Source organism: Photobacterium angustum, assembly GCF_003026365.1.
Lineage (GTDB): Bacteria > Pseudomonadota > Gammaproteobacteria > Enterobacterales > Vibrionaceae > Photobacterium > Photobacterium angustum.
Window position 1 is genome coordinate 42,009 of sequence record NZ_PYOM01000024.1, and the last position, 24,031, is coordinate 66,039.

General features: G+C 36.8%; 23 protein-coding genes, 1 tRNA gene and 1 pseudogene. 11 read left to right on the forward strand and 14 right to left on the reverse strand.

The features are described from left to right. Positions 1 to 135: 135 nt before the first annotated feature. Entirely contained in the window at positions 136 to 333 is a 198-nt protein-coding gene (locus tag CTN01_RS19965; protein ID WP_045083626.1) for a hypothetical protein, read from the forward strand. A gap of 315 nt (positions 334 to 648) precedes the next feature. Further along, positions 649 to 963: a helix-turn-helix transcriptional regulator gene (locus CTN01_RS19970; protein ID WP_052666655.1), complete on the forward strand. Its 315-nt coding sequence runs from the start codon at positions 649 to 651 to the stop codon at positions 961 to 963. A gap of 47 nt (positions 964 to 1,010) precedes the next feature. Here CTN01_RS19970 and CTN01_RS23290 read toward each other — a convergent pair whose 3' ends face one another. Continuing rightward, positions 1,011 to 1,106 carry a hypothetical protein gene (locus tag CTN01_RS23290; protein ID WP_444860412.1) on the reverse strand — a complete coding sequence of 32 codons (96 nt, stop codon included), beginning with the start codon at positions 1,104 to 1,106 and terminating at the stop codon, positions 1,011 to 1,013. Here CTN01_RS23290 and CTN01_RS23140 point away from each other — a divergent pair. From CTN01_RS23140 to CTN01_RS19980, 4 genes and pseudogenes are all read left to right on the forward strand, one after another. Next, positions 1,098 to 1,232 (forward strand): hypothetical protein, encoded by a 135-nt coding sequence (locus tag CTN01_RS23140; RefSeq protein WP_279615360.1) that lies wholly within the window; start codon positions 1,098 to 1,100, stop codon positions 1,230 to 1,232. The genes CTN01_RS23290 and CTN01_RS23140 overlap by 9 nt on opposite strands. Positions 1,233 to 1,477: 245 nt before the next feature. Continuing rightward, a pseudogene (locus CTN01_RS23210) lies at positions 1,478 to 1,672 on the forward strand (alpha-amylase family glycosyl hydrolase); the annotation flags it as partial. Positions 1,673 to 1,988: 316 nt separating this feature from the next. Next, positions 1,989 to 2,462 carry a hypothetical protein gene (locus tag CTN01_RS19975; protein WP_045149235.1) on the forward strand — a complete coding sequence of 158 codons (474 nt, stop codon included), beginning with the start codon at positions 1,989 to 1,991 and terminating at the stop codon, positions 2,460 to 2,462. Positions 2,463 to 2,627: 165 nt separating this feature from the next. Continuing rightward, positions 2,628 to 3,035: a hypothetical protein gene (locus CTN01_RS19980; RefSeq protein WP_045149234.1), complete on the forward strand. Its 408-nt coding sequence runs from the start codon at positions 2,628 to 2,630 to the stop codon at positions 3,033 to 3,035. A gap of 735 nt (positions 3,036 to 3,770) precedes the next feature. On the opposite strand, the gene CTN01_RS19985 is transcribed toward CTN01_RS19980, so the two are convergent. The 4 genes from CTN01_RS19985 to CTN01_RS20000 all read right to left on the reverse strand — a co-directional run bounded on the left by CTN01_RS19985 (position 3,771) and on the right by CTN01_RS20000 (position 6,906). Then, positions 3,771 to 4,961, reverse strand: coding sequence for a sensor histidine kinase (locus tag CTN01_RS19985; RefSeq protein ID WP_052666653.1), 1,191 nt, complete (start codon positions 4,959 to 4,961; stop codon positions 3,771 to 3,773). Beyond that, a complete protein-coding gene (locus tag CTN01_RS19990; RefSeq protein ID WP_045149233.1) occupies positions 4,958 to 5,641 on the reverse strand; it encodes a response regulator transcription factor in 684 nt (227 codons plus the stop codon). The genes CTN01_RS19985 and CTN01_RS19990 overlap by 4 nt, the downstream gene beginning before the upstream one ends. Before the next feature lie 141 nt (positions 5,642 to 5,782). After that, positions 5,783 to 6,424: an AcfA family outer membrane beta-barrel protein gene (locus CTN01_RS19995; protein ID WP_045149232.1), complete on the reverse strand. Its 642-nt coding sequence runs from the start codon at positions 6,422 to 6,424 to the stop codon at positions 5,783 to 5,785. A gap of 74 nt (positions 6,425 to 6,498) precedes the next feature. Further along, a complete protein-coding gene (locus tag CTN01_RS20000; protein WP_052666651.1) occupies positions 6,499 to 6,906 on the reverse strand; it encodes a NirD/YgiW/YdeI family stress tolerance protein in 408 nt (135 codons plus the stop codon). Positions 6,907 to 7,426: 520 nt separating this feature from the next. Between CTN01_RS20000 and CTN01_RS20005 the strand changes: the two genes are divergently transcribed. Then, positions 7,427 to 8,728: a GGDEF domain-containing protein gene (locus CTN01_RS20005; protein ID WP_052666649.1), complete on the forward strand. Its 1,302-nt coding sequence runs from the start codon at positions 7,427 to 7,429 to the stop codon at positions 8,726 to 8,728. 305 nt (positions 8,729 to 9,033) lie between these two features. Next, positions 9,034 to 9,708, forward strand: coding sequence for a Crp/Fnr family transcriptional regulator (locus CTN01_RS20010; RefSeq protein WP_005363725.1), 675 nt, complete (start codon positions 9,034 to 9,036; stop codon positions 9,706 to 9,708). A gap of 66 nt (positions 9,709 to 9,774) precedes the next feature. Here CTN01_RS20010 and tsgA read toward each other — a convergent pair whose 3' ends face one another. From tsgA to CTN01_RS20060, 9 genes are all read right to left on the reverse strand, one after another. Continuing rightward, on the reverse strand, positions 9,775 to 10,938 hold the full coding sequence (gene tsgA, locus CTN01_RS20015) for an MFS transporter TsgA (RefSeq protein ID WP_045149231.1): 1,164 nt from the start codon (positions 10,936 to 10,938) through the stop codon (positions 9,775 to 9,777). An 84-nt stretch (positions 10,939 to 11,022) separates the two neighbouring features. Continuing rightward, positions 11,023 to 11,733, reverse strand: coding sequence for a purine-nucleoside phosphorylase (deoD, locus tag CTN01_RS20020; RefSeq protein ID WP_373455569.1), 711 nt, complete (start codon positions 11,731 to 11,733; stop codon positions 11,023 to 11,025). Between the two features lie 349 nt (positions 11,734 to 12,082). Then, a tRNA-Asn gene (locus CTN01_RS20025) sits at positions 12,083 to 12,158 on the reverse strand. Between the two features lie 402 nt (positions 12,159 to 12,560). Then, positions 12,561 to 13,160, reverse strand: a complete 600-nt coding sequence (locus CTN01_RS20030) for a recombinase family protein (protein WP_045083591.1) — start codon at positions 13,158 to 13,160, stop codon at positions 12,561 to 12,563. Between the two features lie 718 nt (positions 13,161 to 13,878). After that, entirely contained in the window at positions 13,879 to 14,442 is a 564-nt protein-coding gene (locus CTN01_RS20040; protein WP_045149225.1) for a hypothetical protein, read from the reverse strand. 467 nt (positions 14,443 to 14,909) lie between these two features. Beyond that, on the reverse strand, positions 14,910 to 15,359 hold the full coding sequence (locus tag CTN01_RS20045) for a PTS sugar transporter subunit IIA (RefSeq protein ID WP_045149222.1): 450 nt from the start codon (positions 15,357 to 15,359) through the stop codon (positions 14,910 to 14,912). Further along, positions 15,356 to 16,612, reverse strand: coding sequence for a PTS ascorbate transporter subunit IIC (gene ulaA, locus CTN01_RS20050; protein ID WP_045083586.1), 1,257 nt, complete (start codon positions 16,610 to 16,612; stop codon positions 15,356 to 15,358). The genes CTN01_RS20045 and ulaA overlap by 4 nt, the downstream gene beginning before the upstream one ends. A 10-nt stretch (positions 16,613 to 16,622) precedes the next feature. Next, positions 16,623 to 16,892, reverse strand: a complete 270-nt coding sequence (locus tag CTN01_RS20055) for a PTS sugar transporter subunit IIB (protein ID WP_045083585.1) — start codon at positions 16,890 to 16,892, stop codon at positions 16,623 to 16,625. Positions 16,893 to 17,168: 276 nt separating this feature from the next. After that, complete coding sequence (locus CTN01_RS20060) at positions 17,169 to 17,639, reverse strand: hypothetical protein (RefSeq protein ID WP_045149221.1); 471 nt, start codon at positions 17,637 to 17,639, stop codon at positions 17,169 to 17,171. A gap of 339 nt (positions 17,640 to 17,978) precedes the next feature. Between CTN01_RS20060 and CTN01_RS20065 the strand changes: the two genes are divergently transcribed. Genes CTN01_RS20065 through CTN01_RS20075 form a run of 3 tightly spaced genes read left to right on the forward strand, consistent with a single transcriptional unit; the run spans position 17,979 to position 23,840 of the window. Then, complete coding sequence (locus tag CTN01_RS20065) at positions 17,979 to 18,542, forward strand: hypothetical protein (RefSeq protein ID WP_244156060.1); 564 nt, start codon at positions 17,979 to 17,981, stop codon at positions 18,540 to 18,542. Beyond that, positions 18,532 to 20,769, forward strand: a complete 2,238-nt coding sequence (locus CTN01_RS20070) for an integrase (protein ID WP_244156059.1) — start codon at positions 18,532 to 18,534, stop codon at positions 20,767 to 20,769. The genes CTN01_RS20065 and CTN01_RS20070 overlap by 11 nt, the downstream gene beginning before the upstream one ends. Beyond that, complete coding sequence (locus tag CTN01_RS20075; protein WP_107342206.1) at positions 20,766 to 23,840, forward strand: tyrosine-type recombinase/integrase; 3,075 nt, start codon at positions 20,766 to 20,768, stop codon at positions 23,838 to 23,840. Before CTN01_RS20070 ends, CTN01_RS20075 begins: the two co-directional genes overlap by 4 nt. The last annotated feature ends 191 nt before the right edge of the window (positions 23,841 to 24,031 follow it).

Here is a 24,031-nt window from a genome sequence, read left to right on the forward strand (position 1 = left end):
TCATTATTTATAAATACCATGTTACATTACAAACAAAATATTCTTTACAGGTATTATTTTGAATTTAAGTTCTATATAATCATAAAGTTAATCGTATTTCTATTATAATAAGCAATATTAAGTAAGGAGTCTTAATTGAAAAAAGTAATAACGCTAACCGCATTAATATTCGTATTAGTGGGTTGTAGTAGCCATAGTGAAAAAGACTCAGTAAGCAATGAAAAGCATTGTGTTCTCGTTAGTAACCCTGCACTAATGAGTAATGATAATGGAAATTGTACTAAATTCGACTTTAGAACATTTTTTGAAGAAAGGAATAAAGATAAAGAATAAAGCGTTAAATTACAGAAAACCACTAACGCTAATACAAATCGTTACGTTTTCTTAAATCGTCTTCACGAAAGTATTGAGTTAACGCTAGGCTAGGCTACACGACTCCTCAAAAACGAGTCAAAATCAAATAACTATAAATAATTACAACGAAAAAGCATGATCAGTCGATTAAACACGAAGCTTTTATTGTCTGATTATTGCCCCCTTCCCCATTCACTTTTACTGACATAAAAATTACTTTCTCCTATTTTTCAACTTGTCGTTTATCTATACAATCTTGCCGTCCGACATGTAGAAGAATCAAAGAATAAAATAATGAATAACCCCCAAGCCTTTTACCACCGGCTTAAGCAAGCCCGTGAAGAGCATGGCATGACACAAGTCGATGCCGCAAAACACCTCAAAATAGCAAGACAAACCTACTTAGACTTAGAGAATGGTCGAACTCAACCACGCTTAGATACACTTTTAGAATTATCAAAGATGTTTAATAAAAGCATCATGTTCTTTGCTGGTGATCGCCCTTCTTTAGATGAGTTTGACACTCTGGAGTTATTGGCAGAGTTGCAACAACGCTATGTGACGCTTTCAGCTAACAAGACTGACGCAGCGACTGCTCACCCCGAATAAAAAAAGGCCACTGAATAAACAGTGGCCTTTTTTATAAGCATTGTTAATTACTTGCGTGCTTTGAAGATCTCTACGATCTCTTCTAGGCTCGCTTTGCGTGGGTTAGTTAAAGAACACGCATCGTTTAGGGCGTTTTGCGCCATAAGCCGGAATTTTTACAGTGTGAAGAGCGAAGTGAGTGTTATCGACATCGAATCTTTATGGTTGGTGTTGTTGTTGATGCTGATGCTGATGCTAACAACAGCTCACTTACCGAAAATAAACAATAAAATGAAAAGTTAACCACTATTACGAAAAAGTAATAATTTAAATGAGATGTTGGTTGCCGGTATCTGCGGCTTATTTATCAGCAGCAGACAGTAGCAGACAGTTGCTTTTCAGCAAAGGTAAGGTGTGGTTAAACTAGTAGGCATAAGCTAAAAGCAAACAAAGAAGAGAAAATGGCAGAAAGCGAAGTAGATGATGCAAGGCACACGTTATATATCAAGGCATACACCATAAAGATATAACGACTATTTGGGCGTAAAAATCACGAGATAACTCAATTTTTTCAATGGAATAGAGTAATCAAAAGCATGCTGGATTTACCAATGGAATAGCTTGGTTAGAAATTGTTAAAAATTATACAGACATCAACGCTGAAGCTGCGATAAAAGACTTAAACTCCGTATTTTATTTCTATAAGCGTTTAATTGAATTGCGAAAACAGGAATATATAAGCTAACAAATTTATTAATGATACGTGACATCCTCCATCCCCTTTGTAGTACAAGTTTCTCATAATGTGCAACCTTGCTTAAACACAGTATTTATAAGGTATTGTGCGTGTTCAATGCGGGCATTGTTGGAATTAAAAAATACCAACAAAAAGCATAGATTGGTTCAAAAACCTAATATTGGCTGTCTCACATTCGCAACAATGAGTCATTTTGAGCGGTCACTTATTTACCGATCACATAATATATCTTTTGCGCATACATGGCGCGTGTCACTTATTCTAGAATTGATATTAAGGATACTACGTGATGAAAAAACTCCTTTTAGCTATACTTCCTTTTTTACTATTTTCAGCTCCATCTTTCGCCTATACAAAATATACGGTTTTAAACAGTACTTCAGGTACTGTTGACTACCTTATCTTTAAACAAATGAGCGAACTTTTTTGTAGTGAGCACTATATTAATAATCTAACCCCCTGGTCAATAACGCCTGATTCTGATGGCAGGGGAGCTTGCCTGCTTAAGAGTATCCAAGGAACACTTCATATTGATGGCGAAGATATACCATTGGAATATCATTCATCAGGTACGTCATATGGCCAATTCGTTATTGTATCGAAGCGTGTTGATAATAAGGTAACAGCAAAAATAGTATCCGCCGATATTTTGGGTAACTATAGCAATAGTGATGATACCCCTCAATATGATGGTAATCCTCAATATGATGATAACCCTCAATATGATGATAACCCTCAATATGATGATACTCCCTCGGTGTAAGGGTAATCCTCAATAACTAAATAACAACAAATAGAAAATCAAAAGCCGCTCTTTGGCGGCTTTATATATGTACTTATAAGCTACCAGATCACTTGAAAGATATACTTTTTACAAATACATAGCGCGTGTCACTTATTCTATAATCGATGTTAAGGATACTACGTGATGAAAAAACTTCTTTTAGCTATACTTCCTTTTTTACTATTTTCAGCTCCATCCTTCGCCTATCCAGAATATATAGTTTTAAACAGTACACGGGGTACTATTGATGAACTTACTTTTTATCAAGTTGTATGTAGGCCTAATTATATTGATAATCTAGGTCCTCAGTCGCTAAAGCAGGAGGAGTACCCTTATGACAGAGGAGATTGCCTGCTAAGGTATATCAGAGGAACACTTCATATAGACGGTATGGATATCCCCCTAGAGTACAATTCATTCGGTACCACACATGCTCAATTCGCTATTATAGCAAAGAAGATTGACAATAAGTGGAGCGCTAAAATAGTGTCTGCCGATATTAGGGGAGACTATCAAGAGCCTAACGTACCTGGTGATGCAGATCATCAATAACTGAATAATGGTAAATACAAATTTAAACAGGTTTAAATTTATTACTATGATACATAAAATACGGCTGTTTATACTTAGTGATAAACAATATGTGCAAAAACGTTAGTGGATTACTATATTATCCATAAGCCGTTTATTTACTTGATATTAAAAGATTGCCCATCTAGGCGGTCTTTTTATTTGCTATAGTAATTCATTCGAATTGTTGCACCAGAGGCTATGTAGTTAAGTAATAATTTACACTTATCAATCAAAATTTGGTTGCTGCTGTTATTAATAAGTTGAGTTAAAGATTGAGTTAATCCAGCAGATTCATATTGTTCTAATGAAATAATCACCGCACTTGGTAGTGTCTTTTTTCATTGCAATACGCTTTTATTGAAATTTTCTTTGGCGAGCTTCTGTCATTACTAATATCAACGATGATATTTTCATAAGAGTTTAATTAATAATGAGGAAAGAGACATTATAAAGAAAGGACGTTTTAACACTTAATGAAATACATTTCCCTTTATGATTGATTTTAATCATGCTTCTAACTAAGAGCTAAGACAGCCAGCTACAACCATCTGATACTTAAAGTTAAACTGGCACATTAGCGTTATTATTCGGAAAAATAAGAATCTGAACTTATTTTTATTTAGCATATAATTTTATTACTCGATAAAATAATTAAAAAGAAAAGACCGATATTTATCAGCCTTTTCATGAATTTCATACAGAGAATAGAAACAACTACTCTTTAGGGTAATGAATATCAACACCAAGCCCGGGATGACAGTCATAAAGTTTTACGTCACCTTTATGTAATTCAGCGACCGCTTTAACTAAAGATAACCCTATGCCTAAACCACCATCATTACGTGCTTTATTGATACGATATAATCGTTCAAACACTCGCTCTTTTTCCAGCTCAGGAATACCCGGTCCATTATCTTTCATCGCGATCATCACACCTTCATTATCTTGCCGGCAAATCAGAGAAAGCTCACTTCCTTTAGGGCAATAACGCAATGCGTTTTCCACCAAATTAGCTAATTGCTGGATTAACAATTCACGATCGCCTTGAATAACAAGCGGTAACTTTGGTGTATTAACATGTAAGACCATGCCTGCGTCTTCAGCGACATCGACATAGATATCCGCGATAGTATTGACTACATCAGCAATATCTACAGCTTCAAATCGTTGACGCCGCTGACCAGACTCTATTTGTGAAATCCGCAATAGCGCATCAAAAATATCAGCCAAACGAGTGGATTCTTTGACAGCTAATGCTAGCTGTTCAGATAAATGATCACTATCAACCGTATTTTGTTGAACCAGCATTTCATCAAGAGTCAGTAAATGATACTGCAAACGTGTGATGGGTGTTTTCAATTCATGAGCAATATTGGCAGAAATATCGCTCATTGCCACCACAACACTTTGTAAGTGAGAGAGCATTTCGTCCACCGAATAGCCGATACGATCAAGGTCATTATCTTGCCGAGAAACCGAGGTTCTTACCGATAAATTGCCTTCTGATGCCATATTTAACACTTGTTCTATACGGTCAATTTTTTCTTGGTTACGTTTACTCATGTAAGCAACGATTGCACCACTCAGAAGCACAACGAGTACCCCAGATAGGGTGAAGCCTGTGACTAATACATCGATAACGTCATCTTCATCAATGGGCTCTTTATCTATTTCGGTTGTCATGCCATACATAAAGGCTTCAATGTTCTGCTCGATCTCGTCATTTAATTCATCTAAATGATAATCAACATACGAAATCGTGATACTTGATATCAGTAGCAAGCTCACTATAGAGACGGTAACAAACATCACCCCTTGTTGAATCGCAGAGTGACGTAACCAAGGATGCGAAGCGCAAAATGTCTTTATGCGTTCGATCATTAACGGCAGCATTGCGCTTCTCATTTTTTGCACTCTAATTTGTATCCCGCTCCACGTACGGTATGGATCAACTGATCGCCAAACGGTTTTTCTAATTTATTACGCAAGCGACTGATATGCGTTTCTACCACACTAGTCTGAGGCTCAAAATACAGTCCCCATACATGTTCAAGCAACATAGTCCGTGTGATCACGCGACCCGGATGACGAAGAAAAAGCTCCAGAATACGAAACTCTTTCTGCTGTAACTGTAAGTTTTGCCCTTGCCGATATGCGGTATGATCAAATAAATTCAGTGAAACATCAGCATAGTGCAGTTCGTTAGTGGCTTTTTCTAACAACTGATGTGAACGACGAGATAACGCAGACAAGCGTGCCAATAACTCAGAAAAGGCAAATGGCTTAGATAAATAATCATCGCCTCCTGCCTCTAATCCATCAACGCGATCATCTATCCCCCCTAGCGAGGTTAAAAATAATACGGGCATAGTTATTTTTGACGCACGTAATGCCTTAACAAGCGCAAGTCCGTCTAAGCTAGGTAGCATCCGATCTACAATCGCGATATCAAATTGTTCAGTGAGGCATATCGATAATGCATGTTTCCCATCATCAACACATAAAATATTATGTCCGGCTTCTTGGAGGCCTTTCTCAACATAACGGCTTAAACTGATATCATCTTCAACAAGCAAAATACGCATAATAATCGCTCGGTAATATAATCAGATTCACTAAAATAAAAGTGCTGACCAATAAAAATAAATGAAAGAGATAAATGCAGAAAAACGGTGAGCGCTTTAACAACATCGCTCACTGCAATCAATTTAGAGGTAGGCTTATACTCAGAAAAAATACGATGTATTTACCGTAATATTGCCACCATTAGCGATGTTATCTACATAGTATTCCATTACCGCACCAATGTGAATATTTCGGTAAAGGTTATAATCAACGCCAACACTTGCAACAATACCTAACGCACTGTCTTTTTTACTCTCGCCACCAGAGCGAGGTAGATTTATTTCAATGTCATCATTTAATACGTGCTCGTATTCATCATGAGATGATGAGGTATATTTATAATGGCTATATGTTAAACCAAGACCACCTTTAAACTGTATGTTTTCAGATAATGAGTAAAACATCACAGGCTTTAGGCTAATTTGTTTAACCGATAAATCCGACTCCCACTCGCGCTCTAAAATAAATCCAGGTTTATCAGACAGAAGTAACTGATTACTATCACCGTCTAAATCAAACTGTTTATAGCTAAGCTCAAGGCCATAATTGTTTTCTGTTTTATAACCAATAAAACCACCGAACACAGAGCTAGAATCACTTGCTACAACCGTTTTATTATCAGCGAGAAAATGTGTTTGGTAATCGTGCTTTACCGATGCTACACCATATTCCAAGCCCATATAAGGCGTAGCCACTGCACTACCACTAAGGAAGGCTAACGAAAGCAATACTGACTTTTTCATTTTATCTATCTGTAACCAATGAGGAGATTATACTATTTCAACAACTGTGAAATTATCGTGATATTTAGAGCGCATTAACTCGCAAGTCGAATATAATCTACATCAATAGCAGTATGATTAAATTCTTTATCAATTTCGCCTGAGATCGTTATTTTCGTTTCCGGTGTAACTTGGATGCCGAACCATTTGTCATGATCAATCTCAATCGTGACAGAGCCAGTACCATCAGTAAATGTGTAATGCTCACCACCTAAAGAGCGGGTAATATTTCCTGTCAGTGCCACAGGCGTATCATCACTGAACATACCTGCATCAAGCACAGCCTTCACTGTGTTTAAGCCGTAACTTGGTCCAGTAAATCCTTGTTGTTGAGTTTGTACTGCCATTGACGGTGTAAAGCCTTGAGTTGGCATTTCAGCTAAAGCTGATGTTGATAACAATGCTGCTGGTAGAAGGAATAAAGAAATACGTTTAATAGACATGTTGAAAACCTTATGTTTGTTTTGATGCTGAAAGAATACATAAGGTTCTATACATCAATCTGTCATGAACTTTACATTTTTGTAAGGTTCGCAACAGCACCGTACACAAGGTAAAGAATGTTTTGAGTCACCAGAGGTTGTTGCAAATAATCTTAATAGGTAAATGATCGGACTCTATCCTATTGTTGAGATACTTCACTAGTCGCTGTCGCTGCTTATTCAGGAATAAAGTGTTTCTATTTGAATTTAAAATAGGTCATTGAATAGCTTAATTAAATATAGAGAACTATAATTCTAATTTCATATTGATTTTTTGCACCAAGTCCTTTTATATTTATCCTCTTTCAGACAACAAACATTAATCTCATTTAATACCTCTTGTTAATATTTACCAACGACGACGAAAAATTAATTTGTCGTTTTCATGAAATATATTCATTAAATGATATGAGAAATAAAATTTACTTTATATATTTAGAATGTGAAAATATAACCTTCACATCCCCGTATTTACATTGCAATGTTCGATAAAATAACACATAAAAACAAAACGTTAATTCCTTTTATTAAGCCATTCGTGCTATTTTTCACGATAATATCAAGTGGATATTTTGCTTATAATGCCTATCATTTAGAGAAATTTTATAAGCAATACTTCAAAACAATAAATTCAGTATATTCTGTAAGTCGTCGTTTTAGTTCATTTTACAACAATACAGATATTAGACTTATCTCAAAAGGCCAACAGTATTTCAATGGTGTTTCCGTAGTTATAAACCATACATCTGAAGTGAAAAACTTATCTAAAGGGATAAACCTTCTTCGTGATCAACTGGATCAACTAACAGATAATAATATTTGGACAATCGCTGTTTTTGATAATCCAGCAACTCATGCGTATTTTGACCCCGCACGTACACAATATTTAGAATCTTATAAAAACTATGAGAAAAATTCTGTCATCAAAAGGATTATAGATAAAGAAGGCCTAGGTGAAACATATAGCTATTTTTATGGTTGTAATATGAAAATGACAGAAAAATATGTAGAAGATGGATCAAACCAAGCAATCAGAACATTATACTATCCAATTTATAACAATCGTAAATTAGATGCGTTACTAGCTATTGATATTAAAAACAATATACTCAATGATGCACTTAAAATTTATAATAATAAGTATAAAACTGTACTTTATTCGAATCCATCTAAGTATGACTTTTCCATTAAAAAACTCTTACCTTGCTCAAGCCAAGACCCTTTTTATGTCGGAGTTAACTTATTTCATATTTTAAAGTACTCACTAATACCTGCATTATCATTAACTTTTTTTATTTACTGGTTAACCGCAAAAATAAAAACGAGAAGGTTCTCATTACAACGAGATCTCATGACAAACTTCTATCGACGTGATTACTATGAGAAAAAACTACATGCTCAAAAAGGTTTCTGCTTACTGATTATTGATATTGATCACTTTAAGTCAATTAATGATACCTATGGTCATGAAGTAGGCGATGAAGTGATACGTAAGTTAGCAGAAAGATTGGGGCGATGCATACGTCAAAGTGATATTGCTATCCGTTGGGGTGGAGAAGAATTTATCCTAAGCTTTACGTCAATGACGAAAGAACAATTAAAGTTAAAAGCTGAAAAAATTCGACATGTTGTGCAGGTATCCCCTATCCATAACATTGCTGTCACTATTTCAATTGGTGGTACTGTGTCAGACACATTATCATTTAATGAAGCATATAAAGTTAGTGATGATGCGTTATATCAATCAAAGCATAATGGTCGTAATCAATCGACGATTGTTTAATTTGCTAATACTTACTTTTAATAAAGTTTAAATCAGCGACTATTATATGCCATCCTTGATAGCTTATTCAGTGTTCAAGGATGGCAACATGATTACAGGTTATTGCCCTTCTATTATCGTGGCAAAAGTTTAAGGATTAGCCATGCTAGATTATCTTTAAAAGGGAACATTAAAACTGTTATGGATATACAACTTACACCGACAAGATAACCTCCTATACTCATTATCAATTAAGCTATATTATTTGTGACGACAAGTAATGCTAAATATAAAAACATGTTTAGCCCCTGATTCAAGGTAAATCAATGCAGCTTCAAACTCTAGGAAAAGGACGCTTTGAAGAAAAATGGAGTCAAGATAAGCAATTAATCGAACAAACCATTCTTAATTGTATCTCTGCCCGCCGTATTTTTGATGAGAATGAAAAACTTCTAACTCAAGGCGAAATAGTTGAAAATCTCTATTTAGTAGACTCTGGTCGAGTATCTATGGGCGTTACAGCCCGAAATGGCAAAACGTTCTTGCTTGGTACCTTAGAGTGTGAGCAGCAAATTTTCGGAGAAATGGAGTTTTTCACAGGCTATCGCTGCCAAATGAATATTATTGCGGTAGAACCCATTGAAGTTGCAATCATTGATACTCAAAAGCTGCAAAGATGCTTATTAGAGCAGCCCCGCCTTTCTCTTTATTTTGCCAGTGCTATAGCTATTGACTACCAAGATACAATTGAAATTCTCTCTCGTCGCTTGCTCTACCCTATTACCTATAATGTTGCATACGATATCTATCACCAATACCTCAATGATCTCCCTGTTGATGGTTTTCAGAAGAACTATTTAGAAGCCGAGCGTTTTGCTACTTCAGATCGTGTGTATCGACGAGCAATAAAAGAGTTAGAGAGTAAAGGACTTATTGCTAAAGAAAAAAATGGCCTACGTATTCTGAATTTAGAAGGGCTAAAAGTATTTATAGAAGAATAGTATCTTTTACATTCTGTTCAAATCAAAAAAGGTCTGTGTTAACAGACCTTTTTCTTATCCCAAAGATTATGCGCGACAATGTTCAACAGCATTAAATTTTCTTAGTACTATCAGCATAACCACAACGATAGCGTAAATAAATGGAATCGCGTACATCACCGATTGAGTTCCAATAACACTTTGGAATAGTGAACTTATTGCAGGACTAAACATGGCACCTGCACTACCGCTGATCAAGATATATGACACGTTTTTGCTGCTTGCATTGCGAACAAATGATACACCATAAGCAATAAATGAATTATAAAGCGCGGCACAAACAAAACCGTAACCGTAAGTTAGGTATGACAACCATGATAAATTGTCTGTCGTTACAATAACGCTCGTGATCACCATGGCTGCAGTGATAATTGTGAGTAAGAATGTTTGAATTTTCATTCGAGACACAATAACTGTTGATACTAATGCACCAACAAGTGCTGCAGACCAATACTGTGTAATAATGTGCCCAGCCTGCTCGAATGGTATATCAAACTTTTCCTTCACAAACATCGGTGCCCAAGTAAGGAAGGTATATAACGCTAACATACCTAGAAATAAACCAATGCCACCACTAATAATGCCAAAGTTCCATTCTGACTTAACGTCTTGCTCTGACTCCGTTTCACAATGGCACGGTTTAAAATTCGTTAACAAAGCAACAAACATAGTCGCCAATGCAACGACACCAACACTTAAATAACTGATGCTCCAATTCATTGCATGAGTAAGCGCATAAGTCGTAATAAGTGGGAACACGACCCCTGCAATATTAAATGTAGCGTCTTGAACAACCAGCATAGTGCTCTGAATTTTATCTTTCCAGACAGATACAACAATGGTGCCAGCAATACATAACCCTACACCACCACAGAAGCCAATAACCGTCATGCATACCATTACAATAAACAATGATGGCACAATATATAAGCTTAATGCAGCAGCTGAAATGACCCCGTAGCAAAGTATCGTCATACGCTTTATGCCGACTTTTTCAATTAAGAAAAATGCCGCTATAGTACCTGCAAGCGCACCGCCATTCAGTAATGAAAAAATAGATGCAACTTCGTTTACATTTGCATTAAAGGTATTTGCTATTGGCTCGACTAACATACCAAACTGGGTTGCAAAGCCAGCCATAATAAAATTGGCTAAAAAGCTTATCGCGGTGAGTGTTATTTTATTTTTCATCATTCACTCCAAGAGGGTATAGAGGGATGTTCTTAAAGATAGAGAGCTGAAACTCAGCCCTCACAATAAGTAATCGCGGAAACGTTAAGCTTTAATGGCTGTTTCTAAAGCAATTTCAATCATATTATTGAATGAAAGTTGACGCTCCTCTGCAGTAGTTTCCTCACCCGTAATACAATGATCCGATACCGTCAGAATGGCTAATGATTCAATACCAAATTGATGAGCTAAACCATATAAGCCTGCAACTTCCATATCCACACCTAAAACACCAAAGCGCTCTAACGCTGAGATTAAGTCCTCATCTGGATCGTAATATAAATCTCCAGTAAAGATATTCCCTACTTTGACATCAATTCCTTTTTCTTTCGCTGACATATAAGCATTATGCAACAGCTCAAAAGTCGCTGACGTTGCCATCTGATAACCGCTGCTGCGTTTGGCATTAGTCGGTGAATCTGTACCCGCAGCTTGAGCTAAGATAACATCACGCATATGTACATCTTTTTGAGTCGCGCCAATACTGCCAATACGAATAATACGCTTTACTCCAAAATCATTAATTAATTCATGACCATAGAGAACCATTGATGGAATACCCATCCCATGTCCCATTACAGAAATACGCTGACCTTTGTAATAACCGGTATACCCCAACATATTTCGAATATCGGTAACAAGCTTTGCATCTTCTAAATATGTTTCAGCAATATATTTTGCACGTAATGGATCACCAGGCATGATTACAGTTGAAGCAAAGTCTTTTGCAGTACCTGCGATATGAGCTGTCATAATGGTTTCCTCTTGTTTTTGACAGGCTCATCATAAAGAGAACGAACAGCAGAATTTCAGGACAAATGTCCGGTTTAAAAGTCTCACCACTCAAATTTATTTCATCACTTATACTCTTAGCGCATCAATGTTACATAGATCACAAGTATAAGTGACTTTACAAATTCTCTGCTTGTTACTGGCTGCATCAAAAATATAACGAAGTGTTTAATGTTCGATAGGCTCATTCAAAGTTGTGAGAACATTAAACTTTGGAAGGAAGGTGATACCCACTGTTTTGATCACCGAGCATTTTTTAAGTGATTTTTTACAGACGTAAAAAAGCCCGCAATTGCTTGCGGGCTTTTTTATTTGGCTCCTCCTCCTGGACTTGAACCAGCGACATACGGATTAACAGTCCGCCGTTCTACCGACTGAACTAAGGAGGAATTGTTTGGAGCAGGCAGCGGGAATCGAACCCGCAAATCATCAGCTTGGAAGACTTAAACCCACCCGTAATTTAATTACATAGAATAGAAAATTAAAAATATATATTATTAGTTTCAGTACCTTATGAAAAAAATAATTGTATGATGTTTACTCTAATTTTAAGTTGTTAGACCACTTATGGTCGCATTTTGGTCACCAATTTATGTGTACCTTTTACACATAAAAAACACTAATAACATAACAATCAATAGATTTTTAACCTAAAAAATCTAATCTCACCCATAACCAAATACATAAAAAATGCCTGAGAAGGCGGTCTTTTAACGTAATCGGAATTTTTCTGCACCACAGAATTAAATTACAAACAATTAATCCCTAATATTACTACCAACACACAGAAACTAACTCACTTTCACCACCCTCGCTATTGTCGCTCTGCTACATCCTAACTTCTGCTGTATTTCTGAATAACTGCGCCCAAGTTTTAACTGATCTCGTATATCTTGATGCAGGGATTCATTCACACGGCGACCGCGATACTTTCCTTCCGCTTTTGCTTTCGCAATACCTTGCGCTTGGCGTTTATGGCGAGTTTCGTAATCATCACGGGCCATCGCTGCGCCTAAATCCAACATGAATTCGGTTAAAGCCAAGGTAATGCTGTTTTGCTCACCCGCGCTGAACACCGCATGCGTCATAGGCTGATCAGCCACCACTATCACCAACCCTTTTTCCATAATGCGGGCTTTTAAGGTTTTCCATTCAAGCCAAGGTAAACGAGTAAGGCGATCCATCTTTTCAATCAGCAACACATCACCAGCTTCACTATCGTCTATCAGCTTGTTAAGTTCCGGTCTTTCTAACTTGGTGCCGGATTGGTTTTCGATGTAATAGCCAGCGATACGACTATCAAACTTGGCGCCAAAAGCTCTCAGTTCTTCTTTTGCCCGTTGGGCATCTTGCTCGGTGGTTGAGGCACGAAGGTAAGCACGGATCAGCATGGTTTCCCCTAAACTGGTTTAATTTAAGTTAGTTTCTAAAATCAGTTTAGTATAGATGGTTTCGCAAATGAAGCGGTAAGGGTTGAGAGGCTGTGGAGATCGGTTTCGTTAGGGTATACCTAAAATGACACTAGTAACAGCATGAACCGCTGTGATGAAGGTTTTATCATTGAGCTCCTTTTCTAATAAGAAATAAAGATCATGGATAGTAGTAACGAAATAAGCAGACTGTTACCCACCTTTTTCCAGTGTTACTCACTATAATAGAGAAAAAAATTTAAACAGTTTCAGTCTAATAATTTGCTGATTTTCAATTGTGTATTAATAAATTTAATAGTAAGCGACCGACTACCCGGCGGTCACTTAATACTTAAGAGTTACTGCATGTAATATAATCTAGGACCCATAATTTTTCAGTAAAATCCATTTAATGGAGTTTTAAATAACTTTTAAATATAAAAGAAATGTAATTACAGAAAATGCTCCTATAACTGCTTTTTGCGGACTATACTCTTTTATATCTTTTAATATAACATATAATAATGGTAACGAAAGAAGATGAATTGATATATTTATCGCTTCACTATTATTTATCACATAGAGCCATTGTAAGGAATAGATAATGATAAAAAAAATAGTTTCTTTATTATTAGCTCCAAGCCTTCTTAATGTTAAAATATAAAGTAGTAAAGTTATTAACCCTAACAAATAATCCATATTATAAGTGACACGCCTCCATACAAGCACCGGCAGCCGCAACACCCAAACTTGGCCCAGCAACATTCCCCAAAGCTGGTGTTGCAACTCCACCAACGAATCCCCCCACAACTCCAGAAGTTAATTGCTTTGCTGTTGGTGATTTATTTGGTGAAGTTGCTACTGCACCAATAGCACCAACCGTGGCACCGGAAGCTCCCAACCTCAGTAATATACTAGCAGGAGCACCTCTTTTAACTCTTTTTGGCTTAGGATCTCTAAAAACAAATATATTTTCTTCAAACTTATTTATAAACTTTTGAACTTTATTTTGAACTTGAAATGAAAATTCTTTTGGGACATTTATAAACTCATACGGGTAAATAACACTAGATGTACCATCGAAAAAGAAAATACTTATATCATCAGAACTTAAATTTACTAACTTATTTAAGTTATTTTCAGATTTAAAACAGTACTTATAACGGCCATTAATACTTTTTGATTCATCGAGATCTAATGAATTACACTCCCTCGCTTCAACACATAACGAAAAAAAACAAAATAGGTAAACAAACTTTTTCACTTAACAATCTCACCAATGGTAATAAGAATGATTATCATTACATATTAAATATTTTTTTTGTATTATTTATTAGCATTAAAAAACTTTATGTGACTCTTATCACATTCACTCTTCTGTAAAGCTAAACCGAATGGAAATCTATTTATTAGGATGGATTTTATAGCTAAATTTTTTCGAGATAAGATATTAGATTCATTCTCAAAATTCACAGAAGAATCACGTAGAGAAATAGATCTAGTAGTAAAGTAGGTATAACAATTTAATCAATGATTTAAGCAGTTAATTAATAGTTATCTTAAACTAGAATTTTATATTTTAGAGGTTTCATACACAAATATGTATAACGAAAAATTATTTATATATAAAAAGAGTGAGTAATTTAATCCATAAATAGATATAAGAACTCACTCTAAAAATACTCTCTAAATTTTTTCAATTAAGAATTTAACTCTTAGTATATTAAGTAATTAATAACGTTTCAAAACTTCAATAATATCAGTTTTCTCATGGGCATTAATAAGAGCATTGATGTCATCTTCATTCTGGAATAATTCAGACAAGGCCATAATTGTATTAATGTGGCTATTAGAATCTTTTGCCGCTAAGGTAATTGAAAGGTACACATCGCCATTATCCTCTGATTCAAAGTTAACACCACTCTGGAATACAGTTAGCTGAAGAGCAGACTCATTAACTCCATCTTCAGGTCTGGCATGAGGCATAGCGATTTTAGGAGCTAATACGTAATATGGACCGATTGCTTTATGTTGTTGTTTTATCGCTTCTACATAGCGAGGTTCAACTTTATCGTTACTTATCAATGTTGAACATGTTAAATCAATGGCAGAATCAACTGAAAGATTTGATTCAGAGGTAATAACAATACCTTCAGGACCAATTAAATCATATAAACTCATGAGACAGCCCACCCTAATACTAGTCCAACTACACCAAAGTCAAAATCAGAGAATGTTGTTGCTTCAAGCCCTAGACCACCAAGCACTGGCAGTAGCAGCATCGGTAATATTGAAATACAGATCCCCTGCGTGAACGCACCTAAGATTGCACCTCGTAAACCACCTGTCGCATTACCATATACACCCGAGGCACCTCCGACAAAGAAATGAGGAACGACTCCAGCAACAATAATTGTCCACCCCATCATTCCTTGAATAGCCATCATAAGAAGACCTGCAGAAAAAGAAGACAAGAAACCAATTAACACTGCGTTTGGTGCTACAGGAAAGACCATTGGACAGTCCAGAGCAGGTTTTGCTCCAGGTACTAATTTATCTGAAATACCTTTAAATGCAGGAACGATTTCAGCGATTAACATCTTCACGCCTTGCAGAACGATGTATACGCCACCAGCAAATGTTAAAGACTGCATAAAAGTAAATACAACCCAGTTTTGACCATTGGAAATCGTATTAACAAACTGTCCACCAGCAATAACAGATGCAATCATGAAAAATACTGCCATCGTTGCTGCAACTGCGACTGGAGTATCTCTTAGAAACATTAAGCTTTTAGGTACATTAATATCTTCTGTTGTTTTCGAAGTATCACCAAACTTGCTACCAATATAGCCAGAGATCACGTATGACAGTGTAGAAAAGTGTCCCATTGCTAATTGATCTGTGCCCATGACTTTTTCAGTATATTTTTGGGCGATAGCTGGCATTATAACCATGAGTGCACCAACGATTAGTGAACCAATAGCAACTAATGCTGTACCTTTAATTCCCCCCGTAGATAAAATAACTGCAACTAACATCGACATGAACATCGTGTGATGTCCCGTTAAAAAGATATATTTTAACGGTGTAATACGAGCCAAAATAATATTAACAATAAAAGCAAAAAACATGATTAGTGCCATTTCATAACCAAACGTTTCTTGAGCAACAGCTACTATCGCTTCGTTATTGGGAATAACACCACTTACGCCAAACGCTTCTGTAAATACTGTTGAAAAGTTATTTAAAGCGCCAATCAAAGCATTTGCACCAAAACCAAGAATTAAAAATCCCATTACCGTTTTGATGGTGCCTTTTAATATTGTTGATATATCTGATTTCTGTGCAATTAAACCAATAAAAGCAATTAGTCCAACCATAATGGCGGGCTCTTTTAATAAGCCCAGCATAAATTCAAAAAAGTTGTGCATGGCTATAACCTTAAATAAATACTTTTAGTTGGTCTTCAATAGATGCTTTATCAAAAATATTTTTAAGGCTAACAATATTTTGTTTTCCAGCCGCTTCTAATTGTGTTGCAACATCAGTTGCTGCTACCCAAATATCAGCATTACTTGATGATGCCGATGATAAATCCTCATGATCAATATCCGCAACCAAACCGATTTTATTTGCTACATCTTTAACAGCCATTTCCATCATTAAAGAAGTGCCTAAACCGTTACCACAAACAACTAAGATCTTTTTCATTTTAATATTCTCTCTGTAGGATATTCAGGGGAAGCTTATTTCCAGCCCTTTTATTATGCAGAAAGCTTAAAGATTAAATTAACGCCCGAAATAGATCCAAGTCACAAAGTCAAAATGAGATTGTGAGACAGATCAACTAATAGAACAATTAAAATAAATGATAATTCTTAATTTTTTATGGAAAATAAAAGAGTGTGATGAATATTACATTATGCTTTATTGCACTTTTTCCTTATTTAAAATATATAGCCCAATATAATTAATTGATGATAGAAATTACTCACCATAATCTTTTAGCATTTTCTTAAGGAGAGTATTTACATCCTTTGTTTTTTTATTTCTTTTAGTAAGAGCACTTAATGAAGAAGGCGCTTCTAACGTCTCTTCCTTTCCATCACTTTTACCTGTTTTTTGAAGCATTTTCTGAACAGAAGCCATTAGAAGGCGAACATCTTCCTCCCTATCATTTTTCAACAGGACAACATTTTCTGACTCAACTGCCACAATAGTTAAAACGCCATATTTCACTGATTCAATTTTTTCACCGACCATTATTGATTCAGGAGCAACAGTACTATCAGTCAGCTTTCCTGCTCTAAGTTTTGCAGCACTAATAGCCCTGATGTTACCTGTATTTTCGAAGAAGACGATAACGGTATGAGTGTTAAAGTAATCGATCACTCTAACGAAACCATGCTTATTCGTCTTAAACCTTGCGCCATTCTGCATATCTTGCGGAGCGGTCATTTTTTTTGCTTCTATCATCACAACAACATCCTAACTACACAGTTAATATAATAATCATATTTATACTCCACCCCAAAAGGTATTTATAAGTAGATACCTAAAATCATTTTATTAATTCGCGATGGCAGTACTGGCACCAAGATAAATGCATTAGATGACTAAAAAAGAGTGATCGTCTGTGAGCAACTAATGAATTTGAGAATAATACTCATCATGTTTTCACATAAAATATTGAGCCAACTTACATTTTATAAATTATCTTTGCCTCACTCAATTTGAATAATCAAATAAGCACTAAGTTTTATATTGTCATATATATAATTATTGGTGGTCAAGATAGTGAAAAAACTTCTGTCATTAAAAGAATTAAAAAGGTGTGCATTTATTGTGCATCCGAACGCTAAGCCTGCCTTTGACTTTTTCTTTAATCACACGCATCTATTCTGCAGAAGTCGATTAAATGCTTCGACTTTAAAGGTACTTAATCAAAACCAAACATTTTATGGAATAAGGACACAGGAAAATGAAATAGCGCTATTTTCAGGATATGAATTTATCGGCTTTGATTTAGCCAATATCGAATTCACACAACACAACGTCATCATCTTTTCATCACTCACCGATGAAGAAATCATACAGCAAGCATGGGTTGCTACTTTACACGTTGTATTGACTTCACCGCCAACTAAGCATTTAGAAGAGTTAAGACGGGTGATCAATAATTTAGTGCCAACCGACTACATCAACTTAGTCTTTAAAAAAATAAAAATATCGCAAAGGACTTGGAGCGAATTCAACGGTGTATCTAGAGACGGATTAGCCAAACAAAGTCAAAGTACGAATAAGCCAACGGAGCTTCAAATCTCAATTTTCGAGCGCCTTGGAAATAAATATGCAGGATAAGTCAGAAATATATTCTCGCTTCAAAGAGAGAAATAAAGAACATTTTTTTCGCTTATTATTTCCTTTTTCAAAAAAAGAAAATGCAGTCATCGCAAAGGAAGTGATTCGGCTTTGTACATTACTATCAGATAAACACCGCGACTATTTTGAAGAGTACTATTTATTAATTGAGGAAGCACAAAAACACCAAGAGGTTTCTTCGATTGATACAATTTCCATATTGGAAATGATTAAAAAAAAGGGACAAATTGGCACTCACCCTATTCCTGCTTTTATTGGTTCTACATTGTTGTATACTTCTTACGACAAAGATAAGTTTGACCAGTATAAAGCACTGACCTTACTCACTATTGCTCGTTTATCTTACATCGGTAAACATGACTCAAAAATAATAACGCTTTGTAACGAGATAAGAAAGTTTTCTGATGGCATACGAGAAGACTTAGCAAGCTTTCTTCCTAATATAGATGCTGTTAACTTCACTGAGCTTATTCATCAATTTAGTTCTCTCACAGATAATTCATCCCTGCTAAACACCAAAGATCAAGTGATCATTTGGCTTAACCGTTACAAAGTTCCCTTCAAGGATGCTCATGATTTAAATGTGGGATACCGACGCAATGCAAATACACAACGCTTTAGAAAAAACGGGGCATTAACGGTAAAGCCACGCGTCTATCTAAACGATGAAGGTGATGCCGCAGTAGAAATATCTCAACTTCATTTTGAACACAAACATGTAGAGAGCTGGCAGGGCGAGGATTTTGCTGATAGCGACCCTCGAAGCCTTAATGTCATTACCAGTAGTGATAATTGCTCTAAAAGTGAAGCTCTCGGTGCGATTCAAGCAAAGTCGATATTTGAAAATCTAAAGAAAAAAGCCATGCACTTGCCCTGCGATATCTACAGCATGACTCACCATGAACTCTACACTTTAGTGAAATCGTGTGAAGACAGTCTTTTCGCTCGGCAAGATGAAGACATCGCTCAGTTATTGCTGCTTATGCTAATAACAGGCAACACTAAAGATCAACTAAAACACACTAAGAACAAGCGTTGTTCTAATCAGCAGCGCCAGATTAAATGGGTAGTGAGGACTCACCGATTACCGAGTCAAGCTATCCGCGAGGAGTTAAGATTTCTGACTCAAAACATCAGCACGACAATTTTATTACCACTACCTGATTTTATTACTGCCAGACTCAATAGCTTCAAGTTTTCAAAATTACAGGCTTCAGATTTAAAAGCCTATTTACAGTCAATCAACAAACGTAAAGGGCTACACCTTACGCTGACAAAAGTGAGTAATTACCTTAGCGATTACTGCGCACATAGAAACATTGACCCAGTCATCCCACATATTATTAGTGGTGTTGATAATAAAGTCTTACCCGCGGTGTTTTACACTCAAATCCCATCATCAATTCTGCTCAGTCACTTCCAAAACTATCTGAGTCACTTATCCGCACATTCAAAAGAAGGGTTATGGGACACTGGCGATGAAAGCCAACTCGGTGATGATGAATATATTGGCTCTCCCCTGCACATTGACAGTAAAAAATTAAGGTATTTATTTTCGCGTTTAAAAGAGCAAATCCATGAAAATAAACGCCGCACCGATGTCTATTTTTCAGACAACGGCCATAACGATATTACGTTAATGACCCAGTTTGTACTTATGCTCGCATCAGGGTATCGCCCCGTCACGGGCTGGTTTGGTAAACGTGAAGACTTTCACCTCCCCACAGGCACGTATTGGATTAACGACAAAAATACATCGATGGGTGATAGCAGTCGCTGTATCCTCCTTGCCGATATTGCCATTCTCTACCTAAAGCACTACATCGACTATCTCCATCAAGCCGTTATTTATCATGGGAACCGTACACCATCACTGAAACAACGGTATGAAAAAAGCTTAACAAGCGAAGAGCACTTTTTCTTTTACAGACAAGATAGCTCTTTTGATGACGTAACCCCTTCGAACTTCGCCCAGTTTGCCGATAAGTTATTTCCATTGCAGCCTAATTGGGCCAGACACCATATACGCTCTTTACTCTGTCATCACGGCGTCGCACCAGAATTAATTTCAGCATGGATGGGACATCAGGACATGGGTAAACAAGCATTTCATTCTTTTAGCCAGCTGAGTCAGAGCCAACTTAAACAAGTCAGTCATATTATTAATCAGCTCTTCGTTGAACTAGGTTTGGGGAGGGATATATGACGAAGGTGGGTGTTAATGCCAGAGAGGAGGCTGCGAGTAAAAAAAGGAACACTGAGATTGCTAGATTAGAGCAACATGCAAAGGCATTAATCACCAAAGCCTTTCCTTTTCCTCATTTTCCTCCGTCTCAACAAGACTTTAAAAAGCAGTGGCAGTGCTTTATGGACGATTGTAATAACACACTCGGTGCGAAGAGAGACTATCGCATCGTGTTTAATGCTGCAGTGAAGATAATACGCCAATACCAACGTGATTTTGGCTGGCCTTTCTCTCCGCCGTCATATTTAGTCTCACACAAAGAGCCTAAACAACTTCGAACAAAAGAATGGTTAAATCGAGCTTGGGCTGTTAATGATTTCTATCACGCATGGTTTGACTCTTTACTTGCCACATCACAACCAGATGCAATGGAAGCATACCGTAATGTGTTGCTCTCTTTACTTTTTCACACTGGGCAATGCCAAAGTGCAGTTATCTTGGCTTTTCATCAAGCGCTCTCAAACGACAATCTAGAACTTAAGCACATTAACAATCATATTTATTGTCGTCTTGAACTGGCGAGCCGCGGTTTAAATACTAACTGCTATGTGGAGGGTGAAAAGAAACACATCCATCTCGCCTACCTGCACCCTATTACTTTAGGTTTGCTTCGCCAATGGCAAGGAGTATGTAAAAAGGCATGGTCTCCTCCTCATGACAAACAATTATGTGCTTTTTTAAGAAACGCAGCCCCGACAGACAAAGCGCTTCCCACATCCCTGCATCATTTCTGCCAAGCCGCTATTTACACAACGGAGCATCAAGAACATGTAGGGCTCAGTCAAGCACTGGTCGAGTATCAAATAGGAAGGGTGAAATCTTACAGTTTGCCTGAAGACAACCTTGCAAGGCTTTCATTCCCTGCGGTTAATGGCTTATCGCATTTTAAGTTTTATAGCGATGCCGCCAAAGCTACATATAGCAACCCCGCTAATAGTAACTATAGTGCGGTGTCCAACAAGGCATTTTTTACAACGCTCAAAGCGTGTTTCATCAAAGCAAAAGACAATAACAACAAACTCAGTCCGTCAGAGGTTAGCCGAAGACTACACGCAATGGTCGATGACGGCCCTTATACAATAGGAGAAACGCTTTTACTTGATTGGTTTATTCATAAAGCGCAAACCTGTAACCCTTCATCGCTTATGCAATACCATTGCAGTTTATCAAGACGTTGGTTGTTCTTAACGGAAAGCTGTGATTTTGCCTACCTAGATTCAGAGCTATTAGAGCAAATGTATGAAGACAGCGTGGCGAAAATAGATAAACCTAACTCGAAGCGGTACTTTGTAGCTAGACTGAAAGACCTCCATCAATTTGGTGCTCTTTCAGGCGTGTTACCAGAGGTATCATCAGAACTCTTTACCCAAGAGAAATCGACGCATCATACGCGTGCAGGGTTTGTTGATGAGCCTTTATTTAGCGCTCTACTGGTGCACATTGAACACCTTAAAGACTTAAATGACGATGAGAAACTTTGCCTGAAAAGCCTGTGTATCATCAGTTATCGCTGCGGGCTTCGGTTAAGTGAATTACAAAAATTACAGCTTCGTAATGTTGAAATATCAGACATAGGCTGGATTGATATTCGTGATAATCGATACGGAAACAATAAAACAGCCAGTAGTCGTCGCAAAGTTCCTCTGTTTACCCTCCTGACTGAGCAGGAAAAAGTGATAGTACAGCAGCATCTTGCTCAGCGACGGTTACTCCACAATAAACAAAACAGCTTAGTGTTTAGCTTTGGTCACAATCCCTATCAATGTTTCGATACCAGCGACGTTTCAAGGTTTGTGGGGCAAACATTAAAAGCACTCTCAGGCCTCAATCATTTTGTGTTTTATCACCTCAGACACAGTTGCTTAAGCCGGCTGCAATTGGTTTTTGAACTTGATGAAGAACTTGATACTTTGGGAAACCTTTGCCGATATTCCCACCAGCAAAGAGCAGACATCAAATCCACCTTACTGGGGCAATCGCTTCAAAAAGGCTACTTTGCAATCGCGGCACTTGCCGGTCATGAATCACCGGAAATGACCTTTGCACACTATTTTCATTTTTCCGATGTCATTGCACACCTGAAAGTCACGAAAAGCGTCAATGCCCTTTTGCCGACACAAAAAGTCATACTTGGAATATCATCAAGACGCCTTCAATCTTCTTCCAATGACGAGCATCTTGAGTACTTAATCAAAAAGCTAAAGATAACCCCGCTTAAATCCGTCGCAATTAAATCAAAGCCTTTACCCACAGCGTTAGCTGCAACGAAAAACACTATTAGCATCCTGCGTTGCTATCGTGTTCTTGATGAATACCAAAAAGGGCTATCTATTCAAGAAATCACCAACAAATATTTTATCGAGCAAACCGTAGTTGATAAGTGGCTGGCAAATGCAAACTTCATAAAGTCACTCAAGACAAACACATCACCACCAACATCACGGCATTTTTCTAAGGCAAGAACACAGTTGATATTACCAGCCCCATTACAATCCAATGCTGAAGCTCAGTTGGTTGATAAGCTCATTTCAAAAACACGCGAGCATTACAAAACTGATAAAGATAATTTTCAAGCCATGCTTGAATACGCACTTAAAAATACCAGCGTGAGTAAATCAGGGATTTACTTCAATGATCCGTTAAAATTAAATACCTTCATCCAAACTTTTTTATGTATCGTTCCGAAATCATCATGGCGAGCAATTACCCACTATCACCAAAACAGTCGAGTCGCATCTGAATGGGAAGAAGCACTAAAAGGACTCAGAAAAAAACGCGGTAAAACATCGAAAAGTACTAGACCCACACAAGGGGCAGTCAGATTGGAATACATTAGTCCTCTTGAAAAAAACATCAAAACCCGAGGACGTTATAAGAAATACTCAACCCATACATTGGCGTACTTATTTCACATGATGGGGATCATGATGTTGAAAGCACCAACAACGATAACAACACTCGAATCCTTACAAAAAAATATTAGGAAAGCGAAAAATCAGCCTTATCGACATAACGCATTATTAAAATTATAAAAAAGAATAGCCATTACCTTAATACCTTTATATTGGCTAATATGTAGGAACGTTAAGAACCAAATATATGTCACGAATAAAGACATTTCATAAGATAAAATAGAAATCGCTTATAAATATTAATAGAAGTTATATTAGTAGAGTTGAGCAAGAAGGAAGTAAACAGAACATTGGAAATACGCACTAACTAG